This is a genomic window from Vibrio sp. SNU_ST1 (assembly GCF_030563405.1).
Lineage (GTDB): Bacteria > Pseudomonadota > Gammaproteobacteria > Enterobacterales > Vibrionaceae > Vibrio.
The window spans coordinates 454,852-470,880 of record NZ_CP130748.1 but is presented as its reverse complement, the minus strand read 5'-3'; the positions used below and the strand labels follow the sequence as shown (position 1 = coordinate 470,880).

Below are 16,029 nucleotides of genomic sequence, written 5' to 3'. Positions count from 1 at the left end.
TACTACTCCGGATTACGCTTTGTCTTGTTTGTTTGCAACAGACTGGTTAATTAATTCAATGAAGTGGTCGAATAGCGGTGCCGCATCTTCTGGACCTGGACTTGCTTCTGGGTGACCTTGGAAGCTAAATGCTGGTTTATCTGTACGGTGGATACCTTGTAGAGAACCATCAAATAGAGACTTATGAGTCGCTCGTAATGTCTCTGGAAGCGTATCTTCGTCAGCAGCAAAGCCGTGGTTTTGTGAAGTAATCATCACAACATCACGATCTAAATCTTTAACCGGGTGGTTTGCACCGTGGTGACCAAACTTCATCTTCACTGTCTTAGCGCCTGACGCAAGAGCAAGAATCTGGTGACCTAGACAGATACCAAAGATTGGTAAGCCTTTTTCTAGGAACACTTTTGTCGCTTCAATTGCGTAAGTACATGGTTCTGGGTCACCAGGGCCATTTGAAAGGAAAACACCGTCTGGGTTCAGTGCGAGTACTTCTTCAGCAGAAGTCTCAGCAGGAACAACCGTTAGGCGGCAGCCGCGGTCAACAAGCATTCGCAGGATGTTTCGTTTTGCTCCGAAGTCATAAGCAACAACGTGGTATGGCAATTCTGAGTCTGCTTTCGCTTCAGGAAGTCCACCCGTAAGCGTCCACGAACCTTGTTTCCATTGATACGCTTCTTTTGTTGTAACTTCTTTCGCAAGGTCCATACCTTTCAGGCCAGGGAATTCTTTTGCTTTCGCTAACGCTAGAGCCTCGTCAATATTGTTGCCCGCTACGATACAACCGTTTTGAGCACCTTTCTCACGCAGAATACGCGTCAACTTACGCGTATCGATATCAGCGATACCAACAACGTTTTGCGACTTAAGGTAATCAGAAAGAGATTGTTCATTACGGAAGTTAGAAGCGATTAGAGGGAGATCGCGAATCACAAGGCCTTGAGCGTGGATTGAAGAAGATTCTTCATCTTCGGAATTGGTTCCGGTATTGCCAATGTGAGGGTAAGTAAGAGTAACGATTTGCTGAGAATAGGAAGGATCAGTGAGGATTTCTTGGTACCCCGTCATCGAGGTATTAAAAACGACTTCACCAACTGCAGAACCTACAGCGCCAATGGCTTCACCGTGAAATACTGTCCCATCTTCTAGGACGAGTAGTGCTGACTTCTTCAAGACAACCTCCAGAAATAAAAATGCATTAAAATTGATTTAATTTGCAAATCTACCTTCCTGCAACACCAAAAACTGCGTGTTTATGGAAATTAGACAAATTGGCGGTATTTTAGTGATCTGCGTGATACGTGTCAACATTTAACGCAAAAGAAATTAAACATTTGTAAGGACTAATTCAATTTACACACCGAAAGCTTCAAAAGTTCAACTCTTATGCTCATTTAGGCCGAATATTACAATTTTCTAATTTTCAACCCTCACTTTAGTCAACCATAGAGTGGCAAAAATATCAGCAACAAATAGCAATCGATAAATACAAAGAGAAAACATAGAAATTTAAAACTTTAAAGCAAAAAGCACACTAAAACCCACATAAACAACACACAGAGAGAAAGAAAATGGCGATAAGAAGAAAGTATAAGGAAGATCGTAGAAGAGAGATTACTAAGGAAAATGCACCAAACAAAGAAAGCGCCGGCAATTGCCAGCGCATAAATATCTATTTACAGGTCATTCAAACCAAGCACATCAGTCATGGTATAAAAGCCTGCTGGTTTATCATTTAACCAAACCGCGGCCTTGATTGCACCATTGGCAAAGGTCATTCGATCAGTGGCTTTATGGGTAATTTCCACTCGCTCACCGATATCAGCAAACATAGCGGTATGCTCACCAATGATGTCACCGGCACGAATTGTCGCAAAACCGATCTCATCTTTGGTACGCTCGCCCGTAATACCTTCACGTGACCATACTGCGACATCGTTTAGCTCATTGCCCATCGCACCGGCGATCGCTTCGCCCATACCAATTGCAGTACCAGAAGGCGCATCAACTTTATGACGATGGTGAGCTTCAACGATCTCAACATCACAGTAATCGCCCATGACTTTAGCGGCCTTCTCTAACAGCTTAAAAACCAAGTTCACACCAACGCTATAGTTCGGTGCCATTACGATAGCCATCTCTTTTGAAGCCGCATCGATAACCAGCTTTTCTTCTTCAGAGAAACCAGTAGTGCCGATGATCAGTTTTTTACCGTGACGTTTACAAAGTTCAATATTCGCTAATGTGCTTACAGGTGCGGTAAAGTCGACGATCACGTCAAACTCTTCAACCGCTTTCGAAAGGTCATCAACTAGAGCCACATCAAAACGACCTTCACCGCATAACTCGCCAGCGTCAACACCGACCAAAGATGATTCTGGACGTTCTGAACCAGCACCAACGCTTGCTTCTGAATTATGGTGAGCGGCTTTCACCAAGTTACGACCCATACGGCCAGCTGCTCCTGCAATTGCAATTCTTACCACTGCGAATATCTCCATTGTTTTGGTTACCGTTGCCACTTATCTCTTGCAGCAACGTTCAATCGATTAATCTCTTTAAACTAACAACAATCTCAAACTCAGGCTAGCAATTACGAAAACTCTTTTATTACTCGCTCTAAAATTGGCACGTTTGCTTCGGGGAAGGCGTATTGATTCAATGATTCAAGAGCGACCCATTCACCTTGTTGACCTTCTTTACCATAAGGCTGCTCTTCAAAATCGGTAATAAGGATAAAATCAAACTTAAGTGACTTATCCGTATAGTCAAATTCAAGGTGCTCAAACAGAGACTGCTCAGTCACCTTGATACCAATTTCTTCATCAAGCTCACGAGTCATTGCTTGTTCAATGGTTTCACCCACTTCAACCTTGCCACCAGGGAATTCCCAGAAACCGCCTTTATGCTTATCGTCTGGGCGCTTAGTGATAAATACCTGTGACTTATCTTGATTGAAGATAATACCCGCTACAATATGGATTCTTTTCATGTGTTGGTGTTCCTTAATAAAACGCTGAACTCACATAGCCCCTGAATACGTCATCCTCAAGAAGGAGGAACGACTGAATTGGGGATCTAAAACAATATGAGCCTAACTAAACGAGATTCCCTATTACGCTCGTTCTCGCTATAGGGAATGACGACTTCCTTGCGTAACAAAGTAAGCCATGAAATTTACATACAAAAAGAGCCGCCTAAGCGACTCTTTTTATCAAAATTATATTAAGGCAAAGCTGTATTGGTTGAGAACGAGGAGGTGACGCGGAGTTTACAAGTGTAAATGAGCATCGCCGACGAAGTTATCAGCCACTACAGCAAAGCATTAGTCAATTTTACCGTGACACTGTTTGTATTTTTTACCACTTCCACATGGGCATGGTTCGTTACGACCCACTTTACGCTCATCACGTACTACCGTTTGTGGAGATGCCGCATCAGTTTCATCGCCGCCTAGCTGGTTTTCAGCCGTTGCATGTTGTGCTTGTGCACGACGCGCCGCTTGTTCAGCTTGAGCTTGACGTTGAGCTTCCATCTTTTCAACTTCTTCTTGTTGCTGAACACGAACTTTAGAAAGAATGGTAACAACGTCTGTTTTCAGCACATCTAACAGGCCTTCAAACAGTTCAAACGACTCGCGCTTGTACTCTTGTTTCGGGTTCTTCTGAGCATAACCACGTAAGTGGATACCTTGACGAAGGTGATCCATCGCAGCCAAGTGCTCTTTCCAAAGGCCGTCTAGCGTTTGTAGCATCACAGACTTCTCGAAGTTACGCAGTACTTGAGCACCAACCACTTCTTCTTTCTGTTTGTACGAATCAACCGCCATACCAAGAATACGCTCACGCAATGCTTCTTCATAAAGCTTGTCGTCTTCGTCCAACCAGCCTTGAATATCAAAGTCTAGATCGAAGTCATTCTTCAGACGATCTTGCAGACCCGCAATATCCCACATGTCTTCAAGAGACTGAGGAGCAATGTATTCATCAATGACTGACGCAAGTACATCTTCACGGTTGTGTTCGATCATCTCACTGATGTCATCTGAGCTCATCAGTTCATCACGTAGCTCATAAACAACCTTACGTTGGTCATTGGCTACATCATCGTACTCAAGAAGCTGCTTACGAATGTCGAAGTTACGACCTTCTACTTTACGCTGTGCTTTTTCAATTGAACGAGACAGCATCTTAGATTCAATCGCTTCGCCTTCGTCCATACCACTTTGAATAAGACCAGCCATACGATCAGACGTAAAGATACGTAGCAGAGAATCTTCCATTGATAGGTAAAAACGAGAAGAACCCGCATCACCTTGACGACCAGAACGACCACGCAGCTGGTTATCGATACGGCGAGATTCATGACGTTCAGTACCAATGATGTGCAGACCACCTGACTCAAGCACTGTATCGTGGATAATTCTCCAATCAGCTTTGATCTTATCGATCTGCTCTTTGGTTGGATTATCTAGCTTCTCAATTTGAGCCTGCCAGCTACCACCCAACACGATATCGGTACCACGACCGGCCATGTTAGTTGCGATAGTTACCGCACCAGGCATACCAGCTTGTGCAACGATCTCAGCTTCCATTTCGTGAAACTTAGCATTTAGAACGTTGTGCTTAATTTTTGATTTTTTCAATGCGTTAGACAGCAGCTCAGATTTCTCGATAGAAACCGTACCAACCAGTGATGGCTGGCCAGCCGCTACACGGTCTTTGATGTCTTCAATGATCGCATTGAACTTGTCTTCTTCAGTACGATAAACCACATCTGGCATATCGTTACGAACCATAGGCTTGTTGGTTGGGATAACCACCGTTTCTAGGCCGTAGATAGACTGGAATTCGAAAGCTTCAGTATCAGCAGTACCTGTCATACCTGACAGTTTTTCGTACAGTCGGAAGAAGTTCTGGAATGTAATCGATGCTAGCGTTTGGTTTTCATTTTGAATCTTCACACCTTCTTTAGCTTCAACAGCTTGGTGTAAACCTTCAGACCAACGACGACCTGGCATAGTACGACCAGTATGTTCATCAACGATAACCACTTCGCCTTCTTCAGTAACGATGTAGTCGACGTTTTTCTCAAACAATACGTGCGCACGAAGCGCAGCATTCACATGGTGCAATAGGCTGATATTGGTTGGAGAGTAAAGTGTGTCACCCTCTTCCATCAAGCCATTCTTAACCATTAGCTCTTCAACAAATTCTTGACCGTTTTCAGTCAGGTGAACCTGTTTTGATTTTTCGTCCATGGTGTAGTGACCTTCACCACGGTACTCTTCTGAATCTTCTTTATCTTGACGCTCTAGAGAAGGAATTAGAGTGTTAATGCGCGTATAAAGGTCAGAACTATCTTCAGCTGGGCCAGAGATAATTAACGGAGTACGAGCTTCATCAATTAAGATTGAGTCAACCTCATCGACTACAGCAAAGAAGCGCTCACGTTGAACTCGGTCTTCAGCACGGAAAGCCATGTTGTCACGAAGGTAATCAAAACCAAACTCGTTGTTTGTTCCGTATAGGATGTCAGCTTGGTACGCTTCTTTTTTCTCTGGCGGAGCCATGTTTGCCACATTCACGCCAACAGTCATGCCAAGGAATTCAAATAATGGACGGTTTGTTTCCGCATCACGCTTCGCTAGGTAATCGTTCACCGTTATTACGTGAACACCTTTACTTGGGAGCGCGTTTAGATAAGCAGGTAGGGTTGCGGTAAGTGTTTTACCTTCACCAGTACGCATCTCTGCAATTTGGCCAGCATTAAGAACCATGCCACCAATCAATTGCACGTCAAAGTGACGCATGCCGTAAACACGCTTCGACGCTTCACGTACCGTAGCGAATGCTTCAGGTAGAAGTTGATCTAACGATTCACCTTTATCTAAGCGCTCACGAAACTCAACCGTTTTTGCTTTTAACTCATCGTCTGAAAGAGCCTCAAACGTTGGTTCGAAGTTATTAATTTCTTTTACAATTTTTCTAAGGCGGCGCAGTGTTCTGTCATTGCGACTGCCAATTACCTTTGTCAGCAGCTTAGTAATCATGTGCTTGGAATCTCTTCGTTCTCAGATCGTCCGCGATCTATTTTAAATGCCGTCAGTCTCTACTAGCTATAAACTAGTCTTTAGTTACTAACCAAGGATACTGAGATAAATCTAGTATCTTTGATATTGTACTTGAGAGTAGAGTTTTCAAGGCTTCAGTTAAAATTAATGCCCTCTAGTGTAAGTAATTTTCACACCAACGACCATTTATAACCCCATTTGTTTGATGTGCTTGGTACTTTTCTTTCTAATTGTTGATGGATTAGCCAGACTGTAGCCAAATACTAGGCAACTTTTAAATGCTGACGACACTGTATCTGGAAAATAGATACAAAAAAACCAGGTCAATGACCTGGTTTTCAAAATCTTATATTGTCGTAAACAACAATTACGCTAGAACCATTCCTGGCTCAGCAAACGCAACAGGAGAACCAACTTCTTCTTCGAATGTTGCCCATTCCCAAGCTTCTGCATCAGCAAGTACTGCGCGTAGTAGTTGATTATTTAGGCCGTGACCTGATTTGTATGCACGGAACTCACCGATAATAGCGTGCCCACACATGTAAAGGTCACCAATCGCATCTAGCACTTTATGCGTTACGAACTCGTTTTCGAAACGTAGACCTTCTTCATTAAGAATTCGGTATTCGTCTAATACGATTGCGCAATCAAAGCTACCACCCAAACACAAGTTTTGTGATTGTAGGTATTCAATATCACGCATGAAGCCGAAGGTACGAGCGCGAGAAATTTCTTTCACAAAGCCTTGTGAAGAAAAATCAAACAACAGGTGTTGCTCATCAGATTCAATTGCTGGATGGTTGAACTCGATTTCAAAGTCCATACGGAAGCCGTTAAATGGAACGAATTCTGCCCACTTATCGCCATCTTCAAAACGAACAGGTTTCTTGATTCGAATAAAACGCTTCGCTGCATTCAGTGTTTCTACACCCGCTTGCTGTAGCAAGTATACGAATGGGCTTGCGCTACCATCCATAATTGGGATCTCTGGTGCATCGACTTCAACAATAATGTTGTCGATACCCATACCCGCTAGAGCTGCGTTAAGGTGTTCTACTGTAGAGATACGTACGCCTTCGTCATTAACAAGAGCAGTACATAACATAGTGTCACGAACTGACGCTGGATCAGCTGGGAAATCTACAGGTGGATTTACATCTGTACGACGATAAACAATACCTGTATTTGCAGCTGCCGGGCGAAGAGTAAGTGTGACTTTACGACCAGAGTGGAGACCCACACCAGTTGTTTTCACAATTTCTTTCAGAGTACGTTGTCTGATCATCTGCTTGCCTCGTTATCAGTGCTACAAATCACGGTCAGTATTTACCGACCGCGAATTTTACCATTAATTCGACGATAGTCAAACTTTGGGTATTTGTTAATCAGCCTGACGTCGTAAGAATGCCGGAATATCTAAGTATCCACTCTCTTTCTCAGCTTTAGGTGCTGCACTTTGGCTAGCGCCTGTACCTGAAGAAACAGGTGACGTTGTTGGCTGCGGCTTAACTTGAGGTTTTACCTCAGTTTTTTCTTGCAATGGTTGTGCCACTTTATCTTCCACTTTTGGTGCAGTTTGAGCCGCGATCTGTGGTTGAGGAGTTGGTGCAACCTTAGCTTTACCACCAGCAACTAATGTAATGTCTGGTTTTTTCTCTGTGCCGATACCTGTTGCTACAACAGTTACACGGATTTCATCCGTCATATCAGGGTCTAGAGAAGTACCAATCACAACTGTTGCGTTATCAGATGCGAATGCCTTAACTGTATTACCTACTGTTTCGAATTCATCTAAGCGCATATCTAGGCCCGCTGTGATGTTCACAAGAACGCCACGAGCGCCAGCTAGGTCGATGTCTTCTAGTAGTGGGCTAGAAATTGCCGTTTCGGCAGCTTCTTCAGCACGGTCTTCGCCTTTTGCGATACCGCTACCCATCATTGCATGACCCATCTCTGACATTACGGTGCGAACATCCGCGAAATCGACGTTAATCATACCAGGGCGAGTAATTAGCTCAGCGATACCTTGTACAGCATTTTTAAGTACATCATTTGCACTTGCGAAAGCTTCTAGCAGAGTGACGCCACGGCCAAGTACCTTAAGTAGCTTTTCATTTGGAATCGTAATTAAAGAATCCACATGCTTAGAAAGCTCTTCGATACCTTGCTCAGCAAACGCTAAACGCTTTTTGCCTTCGAAGCTAAATGGCTTAGTTACAACAGCAACCGTTAGCACACCCAGCTCTTTCGCAACTTCAGCAATAACTGGAGCAGCACCTGTACCCGTACCACCGCCCATACCAGCTGCGATAAATACCATATCGGCGCCAGTTAGAACTTCTTTAATTCTTTCTCGATCTTCGAGAGCTGCATCACGGCCTACTTGTGGGTTTGCACCAGCGCCCAAACCTTTAGTGATATCACCACCAATTTGGATCACGCTGCTAACGCTTGTTTTACGAAGTGCTTGTGCATCAGTGTTAACACTGATGAATTCTACGCCTTCGATTGATTCACGTACCATGTGCTCAACAGCGTTACCGCCACCGCCACCAACTCCAACGACTTTAATTACTGCATCGTCAGACATTTCCATCATCGGTTCAAACATGTGTTATCTCCGTTTTTTCCTGCAACTCAGGTTAAAACTCTTTTTGTATCCAATTACGCAATTTACCAAATAAACCAGACATAGAAGGTGCTGAACGCTTAGGTTCGCTGTAATCACCTTCATCGCTGATCTGACAATCTCTTGCGTAATGAAGTAAACCAACCGCCGTAGAATGATACGGCTCTTTAACATAGTCGGTTAAACCACTAACTTCTAACGGCTTACCAACTCGAACTTGATTGCGGAAAACACGTTCCGCACACTCTACCAATCCGTCAATTTGTGCCGCTCCACCAGTGAGAACGACGCCAGCTGCAAGGTGGTGTTTAATACCTTCATCTCGTAGCTGTAATTGAACCGTATCAATAGTTTGGTTAACGAGCCCCATAAGTTCAGTGTAACGTGGTTCAATCACTTCCGACAAAGTTTGTCTTTGCAAACTTCTCGATGGACGACCACCTACACTAGGGACGTTAACAGAATCATCCTTGCTTACGAGTTCACTCAGAGCGCAACCATGGTTTACTTTTATCTCTTCAGCATCGCTCACTGGCGTGCCGAAAGCGAAGGCAATATCACTGGTTACTGCATTTCCTGCGTAGGAAAAGACTTCTGTGTGTCGCAGTGCGCCGCCAGTCCAAATGGAAATATCCATCGTACCAGCACCAATATCAACAACACAGACTCCAAGCTCTCTCTCGTCGTCAGTAATTACCGCATTACTTGAGGCAAGTCCTGAAAACACGATTTGTTCTACAGTGAGATCACATCGTTCAACAGCTTTAATAATGTTTCTCGCCATGTCGCTATGGCAAGAAATTAGGTGAACACTGACTTCCATTCGAACACCAGATAAACCAAGTGGGTTCTTAATCCCTTCTTGATAGTCAATGGTAAATTCTTGTGGAATCACGTGCAGAATTCTCTGTTCATCACCTATTTTAATTGATTTCGCGGTATGGATCGCTCGATCCATATCGTCTTGAGACACTTCTTCATCAGAGATAGTGCCCATGCCTTTTTCAATTCGGCTTGCGATATGTTTACCCGATAGCGAGATAAATACATTGCTGATTTGGCATTCCGCCATCAACTCTGCTTGATCAATAGCTCGCTGAACCGACTTAACTACCGACTCTAGGTCGTTTACACCACCTTTATCCATACCTCTGGATGGGCTTTGCCCAGAACCAATGATATTGATTTGACCATCAGGCAATATTTCACCAACTAGAGCTGATATGGTCGCAGTGCCTATATCAAGACCAACGATTATGTTGTCATCTGCGGTCTTAGTCATCTGTACTCTCTTCTAACTCTTGCTCTGGAAACCAGCCTACAGCGGCTCCCGTATCGTACCTGAGGTCGATGTAGCTCACTTGATTCGCCTTACTACCTAATTCGTTGTAAAGCGAAATAAAGCGCTCAACACGCTCATCTAAAAAATCTTTACCTAATTCTAAACGAATACCGTTGTCTAGAATGATTTGCCAGGCGCGACGCTCATTGAGAACGAGCGAGGTAACGGTTAACCCTAGGCTGTTAATTAAAGGCGTTATCTGTCGCCACTTTTCAATCACTTGTTGGCTAGTGCCATCTGGACCGTAAAGTTTAACTCTATCACCCTTCAAAAGGCCAATATCACCATTAAACACCTGACCATCTTCATTCAACAGCATATTGCCATTCCAGATAGCTGCCGCATGATACTCAGTCAAAAATACTTTTATTGTGTCTGGCCACTGCTTACGAATCGAGACAACAGAAACCCAAGGCAACGCTTCTAAACTGTGTTGCAACACGCCAATATCTTGAGACATGAATGTTCCAATATGCTCTAGCTCGCTAAAGGCATGTTGAACATCACCAGCTGTTACATAAGTTAGGTCGCCTTGCAGTACTATTTTGGAGAGAGGCAATCGCTGATCGTCCCACATCCAAGTCAGTGTGGTATAGAAAAGAAACCCAATGAATAGCAATACCATGACAAAAAAAGACCCGCCTAAGGCGTGTTTCTTGAGCGACGGTAAACTGAATAGGTGGCGGTTTTCGCTAAAAGTACTTTCTACCAAAGCCCGCATTCCCTGTCGTTGGTTCGCAATTCTATTCCCTATCTTCGTAATAGAGGTAAAAGTACTTACTTTAACCTATGAATTATACTGAGCAAAACTAAACTATCAAACGTTGATAATAAGATTTTTGGTCAATTTTAGGTCAATCGCAAGAAGTGAGCGATTGACCACAGTCTGTAGACAGTATTCTGTTACGCGTTCTGCATCTTATTAATGTCTAACTGTAACGATTCCAACTGCTTCGCTACACGGCCAACATCGCCTGCACCCTGCGTTAAAACAAGGTCACCGCCTTGAATTACGTTGGCTAAAGCCGATGGCAGTGCGTTGATATCGGCAACAAAGATTGGATCTATCTTACCACGTCCGCGAATAGTTCGACTTAATGAACGTCCGTCAGCCCCTGCAATAGGTTTCTCACCTGCAGAATAAACATCTAACAGAATTAGGACATCAACTTGTTCAAGAACGTTCGCAAAATCATCATACAGATCGCGAGTACGGCTATAACGGTGCGGTTGGAAGATCATAACAAGACGTTTATCAGTCCAGCCACTTCGTGCAGCTTGAATGGTTACGTCCACTTCGGTTGGGTGATGACCGTAATCATCCACCAACATTGCAACACCTTTACCTGTTTCGTACTCACCTAGATGATCGAAACGGCGACCAGTACCTTCCGTTCCCGCCATTGCTTTGAGAATTGCTTCATCGCTAATGTCATCTTCGGTTGCAACTGCAATCGCTGCAGAGGCATTCAATGCATTGTGACGACCCGGAATATTTAACGTGATATCAAGATTGGCTTTACCTTCACGAACAACCGTGAACTTGCCTTGCTGACCTTCTTGTACGTAGTTTTCAATACGAATATCAGCATCTTCTGAGAAGCCGTAAGTAATCACTTGGCGGCTAACCTGAGGAATAAGCTCACGAACCACAGGATCATCAACACACATCACAGCCTGACCGTAGAATGGCAGGTTGTGTAAGAAATCAATAAACGTCTGCTTCAGCGTTTCAAAATCGCCGCCGTAAGTATCCATATGATCCGCTTCGATGTTAGTGACGATACTAACCATTGGTTGCAGATGTAAGAATGACGCATCACTCTCATCGGCTTCAGCGATAAGAATACGGCTCGAACCTAAACGTGCGTTAGTACCTGCACTTTTCACCAAACCACCGTTTACGAAGGTTGGATCTAGGCCTGCTTCAGAGTAAATCTGTGTCACTAGCGCAGTCGTGGTTGTTTTACCATGTGTACCTGCCACAGCAATGCCGTGACGAAAACGCATCAGCTCAGCCAGCATTTCAGCACGACGAACGATCGGTGTACGCGCTTCACGAGCAGCAATAATTTCTGGGTTTTCTTCGTTGATAGCGGTTGAAACCACCACAACACTTGCATCGGCAACGTTACTTGCTTGGTGACCAACGTAAACAGTAGCCCCCTTGCTAACTAAGCGTTCTGTCACTGGATTTTGAGCAATATCAGAACCTGTGATCTGGTAGCCTTCATTAAGCAAGACTTCAGCAATCCCGCTCATTCCGGCACCACCAATACCAATGAAGTGGATAGATTTAACACGGCGCATCTCTGGCACCATTGCACGGATTTGCGCTAAGTCTTGGGTATGTTCAATCGTCATCAATTCAATCTCATTATTTTGCTAAAGCTTTGATCGCTTCAGCGACGGTCACATCAGCATCAAGCTTTGCGGCTTGACGAGCTTTTGTTGCCATCATTTTTAATTCATTTCTATCAAGCTGCGCGATAGTGTTCGCGAGCTTATCAGCCGTTAGTTGAGGCTGTTCAATCATTAACGCTGCGCCACATTCAACTAAATGGTCGGCATTCAACGCTTGTTGTCTGTCTTTGTGCATAAACGGAACGAAGATAGATCCGATTCCTGCCGCAGACACTTCGGATACGGTTAATGCACCTGAGCGACACACTAATAGATCTGCCCACTCATAAGCTTGCGCCACATCATCAATAAATTCAGTCACTTGAACATTATCAACAGAATGTGATTTGTATTGCTCAATAACTTGCTGTTGATTGTTCTTACCCGCTTGGTGCATCACAGTGAAGCCTTCACCAAGCTGCGCCATGGTAACTGGCAAGGTATCATTCAGGATTTTTGCGCCCTGACTGCCGCCCATAACCAAGATGCGGATATCACCATCACGCTCAGCCATGCGTTGCTCGGGTTCAGCTAAGGCAACCACATCTTCACGTACTGGGTTACCCACCACTTCTGCGGTAGGAAACGCACCAGGGAAAGCTTGGAAAACCTTTTTAGCTATCTTAGACAGCCATTGATTGGTTAAACCTGCCACTGCATTTTGTTCATGCAGAACCACTGGAATACCAGATAACCAAGCCGCGATACCACCCGGGCCACTGACGTAACCACCCATGCCAAGCACCACATCAGGCTGCCATGCTTTAATATGTCGTCTGGCTTGAAGTATGGCATTAATAATCTGGAACGGCGCTTTAATTAATTTACTAACGCCTTGACCACGCAAGCCTTTCACTTTGATGAAGTCGATCTCAATGCCATGCTTTGGCACTAAATCTGCTTCCATTCTGTCTGCGGTTCCTAACCAGCGAATTTCCCAACCTTGTTGCTGAAGCTTTTTCGCCACCGCTAACCCAGGGAAAACGTGTCCGCCAGTACCACCAGCCATCACTAAAAGTTTTTTGTTTTGTTTCATAACGTTAGATTCTTATTCTACTAATTCGTTTTGATTTTCGGCTTGTTCTTTTTTTTGCACTCGGCATTCATGATCGATACGCAGCAGCATAGAAACCGCTACTGACATCACGATAAGACTTGAACCACCGTAACTGATCAGCGGTAAGGTTAGACCTTTGGTCGGAACAATACCTGAAGCGGCACCTACATTAACAAGCGTCTGAAAAGCAAACCAAATACCAATGCCAAACGCCAGATAACCGCTGAACACTTGGTCGTTTTCGAAGGCTTTTTTGCCAATAAAAATAGCTTTAAAAACCAAACTAAAGATCAACATCAACACCAAGGTTACGCCAACAAAACCCAACTCTTCTGCCAGTACAGCAAAAACAAAATCGGTGTGAGCTTCAGGTAGGTACTCGAGTTTTTGAATTGAATTACCAAGCCCTTGTCCCATCCAATCACCACGACCGAACGCCATCAATGATTGAGTTAGCTGATAACCACTACCAAACGGGTCACTCCAAGGTTCCCAGAATGACGTAACACGTCGAACACGATAAGGCTCAATAACAATCAATCCCACAACGGCAGCAATACCTGCCACCATTAAGGCTATAAACTGTGACAGCTTAGCACCTGCGATAAATAACATGCCAAACAAGGTAACCAACATTACGACAACGGTACCTAAATCAGGCTGGCCAAGTAGCAACACCGCAAAGGCACCGAACACCATGATCGGTTTACCAAAACCACCGAAGAAGGTTTTTCTCACTTCATCCTGTTTACGAACCAAGTAGCCCGCCATAAAGATAAACAGAGATAACTTAGCGACTTCAGCAGGCTGTAAGTTAAACAGCCCGAGAGGAATCCAACGTGAGGCACCGTTAACCGACTTACCGACAGCTAACACCACCACTAGCAAAAAGAAGGATAAGCCCAATAGGTACATACTGTATTGAAACCAACGTTTCATCGGGATTTGTAATATTACGCTGGATACGCCCAATGCTAACACCAGGAAAATGGCGTGGCGGAACATGAAGTGAAACGGCTGATCGGTCAAACGAGCACTGATTGGGAACGAAGCCGACGTTACCATCACTAAACCCGTCAGCATCAGTCCAAGAGCAATCCAAACCAATTGACGATCGTAAAGCGCCTCTGGTGTGGCACGGTTTAGCCATTGCCAAATGGATTGGTTAATCTCTTTCACTCTTTGCACTGAATGTTAGTCCTTCAACACGTTAGGCGTATTCATGAGCAAGTTCAGTGAACGCATCACCTCTCGCCATGAAGTTATTAAATTGATCGAAACTGGCACATGCAGGAGACAGCATCACCATGTCACCCGACACCAATTGTGCAGAGATACTCTCGATGATGTCACGCATGGTATCAAACGTCTTAGCCGATGGATGTAATGGCATAAATTGCGCAGCATCTTCACCGAAGCAACACAGTTGAACGCGGTCTAGTTGAGACAGCACAGGTTTAAGCTCACTAAAATCAGCTCCCTTACCTACACCACCCACCAGAAGATACAAAGTACCTTGGTATTCTAATCCCGACAGAGCCGCCAATGTACTGGCTACGTTGGTTGCTTTCGAGTCGTTAACCCATTTGATTTTGCTCTTATCAGCCACCACTTGGCAACGATGAGTCAAACCATTGTAGGCTTTCAAAGCTTCAAGGCTTTTGCTGTAATCAATACCGACTTGCTTAAGCAGTGCTAAAGAGACTAAAGCATTTGCCACATTATGACGTCCAACCAATGTTAAGTCTTGGCTAGGAAGTACAGGCTTGCCGTTGTCCATTAGCCATTCGGTGCCATCAATCGTCGCTACACCAAACTCTTGGTCATCAAGTCCAAATGTCACCAATGACATCGTTTGAGCAGGATAAGTTTCTTTGTCTCCGCGGTTTACGATCGCACACTGAGCGTTATTAAAAATTCTCAATTTAGCGTCACGGTAATCGGCCATGCCTTGATAGCGATCCATATGATCTTCTGACAGGTTTAAAAAGGCCGCTGCTGCAAGGTTTAGACTGGATGTTGTCTCCAGCTGAAAACTTGAAAGCTCAAGGACATATAAATCGGCATCAAGCTCAAGAAGATCCAAGGCCGGAATACCGATATTGCCACCAACGCCAACGTTAAGACCAGCAGCCTTAGCAAGCACACCCGTTAGATCGGTCACCGTACTCTTGCCATTGGAGCCTGTTATTGCCACGACGGGTTTGTCTACCGCCCAACCAAAAAGTTCAATATCGCCAACAACCGGAATACCCGCTTGAATAACATCTTGTATTTCAGGGGTCGCCAAGGCGATACCTGGGTTAGCAACCACTAAATCAGCTTCCGCTAACCATTGGCTATTCCAACTTCCAGAATGCAGCTCTACCGACTCAGGCAAAGATTCTTTTCCTGGTGGTAGCTCTCGTGTATCAATCACCTTCACATGAGTGTGAGGTTGATATTTTACGAGATGTTTAACGACAGAGAGCCCGGTAATACCGAGCCCCACAACCACTACATTTTGAATATTTTGCCAACGTTCCATT

At 44.4% G+C, this 16,029-nt stretch carries 12 protein-coding genes; all 12 read right to left on the bottom strand.

What is annotated here, in order from left to right:
* Positions 1–12: 12 nt before the first annotated feature.
* Entirely contained in the window at positions 13–1,170 is a 1,158-nt protein-coding gene (gene carA, locus Q5H80_RS02130) for a glutamine-hydrolyzing carbamoyl-phosphate synthase small subunit (protein ID WP_304568267.1), read from the bottom strand.
* 503 nt (positions 1,171–1,673) lie between these two features.
* A complete protein-coding gene (dapB, locus tag Q5H80_RS02125) occupies positions 1,674–2,498 on the bottom strand; it encodes a 4-hydroxy-tetrahydrodipicolinate reductase (RefSeq protein WP_304568265.1) in 825 nt (274 codons plus the stop codon).
* 92 nt (positions 2,499–2,590) lie between these two features.
* Positions 2,591–2,989, bottom strand: a complete 399-nt coding sequence (gene mutT / locus Q5H80_RS02120) for an 8-oxo-dGTP diphosphatase MutT (protein WP_304568263.1) — start codon at positions 2,987–2,989, stop codon at positions 2,591–2,593.
* Between the two features lie 333 nt (positions 2,990–3,322).
* Positions 3,323–6,049 (bottom strand): preprotein translocase subunit SecA, encoded by a 2,727-nt coding sequence (gene secA / locus Q5H80_RS02115; RefSeq protein ID WP_304568261.1) that lies wholly within the window; start codon positions 6,047–6,049, stop codon positions 3,323–3,325.
* A gap of 388 nt (positions 6,050–6,437) precedes the next feature.
* A complete protein-coding gene (lpxC, locus tag Q5H80_RS02110) occupies positions 6,438–7,355 on the bottom strand; it encodes a UDP-3-O-acyl-N-acetylglucosamine deacetylase (protein ID WP_304568259.1) in 918 nt (305 codons plus the stop codon).
* 96 nt (positions 7,356–7,451) lie between these two features.
* Complete coding sequence (gene ftsZ, locus Q5H80_RS02105; RefSeq protein WP_304568257.1) at positions 7,452–8,681, bottom strand: cell division protein FtsZ; 1,230 nt, start codon at positions 8,679–8,681, stop codon at positions 7,452–7,454.
* A gap of 31 nt (positions 8,682–8,712) precedes the next feature.
* Positions 8,713–9,981 (bottom strand): cell division protein FtsA, encoded by a 1,269-nt coding sequence (gene ftsA / locus Q5H80_RS02100; RefSeq protein ID WP_304568255.1) that lies wholly within the window; start codon positions 9,979–9,981, stop codon positions 8,713–8,715.
* Positions 9,974–10,753 carry a cell division protein FtsQ/DivIB gene (locus Q5H80_RS02095; RefSeq protein WP_065680328.1) on the bottom strand — a complete coding sequence of 260 codons (780 nt, stop codon included), beginning with the start codon at positions 10,751–10,753 and terminating at the stop codon, positions 9,974–9,976. Before Q5H80_RS02095 ends, ftsA begins: the two co-directional genes overlap by 8 nt.
* A gap of 191 nt (positions 10,754–10,944) precedes the next feature.
* Positions 10,945–12,405 carry a UDP-N-acetylmuramate--L-alanine ligase gene (murC, locus tag Q5H80_RS02090; RefSeq protein ID WP_012603213.1) on the bottom strand — a complete coding sequence of 487 codons (1,461 nt, stop codon included), beginning with the start codon at positions 12,403–12,405 and terminating at the stop codon, positions 10,945–10,947.
* A gap of 13 nt (positions 12,406–12,418) precedes the next feature.
* Positions 12,419–13,480: an undecaprenyldiphospho-muramoylpentapeptide beta-N-acetylglucosaminyltransferase gene (murG, locus tag Q5H80_RS02085; RefSeq protein WP_304568249.1), complete on the bottom strand. Its 1,062-nt coding sequence runs from the start codon at positions 13,478–13,480 to the stop codon at positions 12,419–12,421.
* Positions 13,481–13,492: 12 nt separating this feature from the next.
* Positions 13,493–14,689 carry a cell division protein FtsW gene (ftsW, locus tag Q5H80_RS02080; protein WP_304568247.1) on the bottom strand — a complete coding sequence of 399 codons (1,197 nt, stop codon included), beginning with the start codon at positions 14,687–14,689 and terminating at the stop codon, positions 13,493–13,495.
* A 22-nt stretch (positions 14,690–14,711) separates the two neighbouring features.
* Entirely contained in the window at positions 14,712–16,028 is a 1,317-nt protein-coding gene (gene murD / locus Q5H80_RS02075) for a UDP-N-acetylmuramoyl-L-alanine--D-glutamate ligase (RefSeq protein ID WP_304568245.1), read from the bottom strand.
* Between the last annotated feature and the right edge of the window lies 1 nt (position 16,029).

Excerpts from the sequence above, each read along its gene's own strand:
- dapB (WP_304568265.1), bottom strand. The coding sequence starts at position 2,498 with ATGGAGATATTCGCAGTGGTAAGAATTGCAATTGCAGGAGCAGCTGGC.
- mutT (WP_304568263.1), bottom strand. The coding sequence starts at position 2,989 with ATGAAAAGAATCCATATTGTAGCGGGTATTATCTTCAATCAAGATAAG.
- murC (WP_012603213.1), bottom strand. The coding sequence starts at position 12,405 with ATGACGATTGAACATACCCAAGACTTAGCGCAAATCCGTGCAATGGTG.
- lpxC (WP_304568259.1), bottom strand. The coding sequence starts at position 7,355 with ATGATCAGACAACGTACTCTGAAAGAAATTGTGAAAACAACTGGTGTG.
- ftsZ (WP_304568257.1), bottom strand. The coding sequence starts at position 8,681 with ATGTTTGAACCGATGATGGAAATGTCTGACGATGCAGTAATTAAAGTC.
- secA (WP_304568261.1), bottom strand. The coding sequence starts at position 6,049 with ATGATTACTAAGCTGCTGACAAAGGTAATTGGCAGTCGCAATGACAGA.
- ftsA (WP_304568255.1), bottom strand. The coding sequence starts at position 9,981 with ATGACTAAGACCGCAGATGACAACATAATCGTTGGTCTTGATATAGGC.
- murD (WP_304568245.1), bottom strand. The coding sequence starts at position 16,028 with ATGGAACGTTGGCAAAATATTCAAAATGTAGTGGTTGTGGGGCTCGGT.
- murG (WP_304568249.1), bottom strand. The coding sequence starts at position 13,480 with ATGAAACAAAACAAAAAACTTTTAGTGATGGCTGGTGGTACTGGCGGA.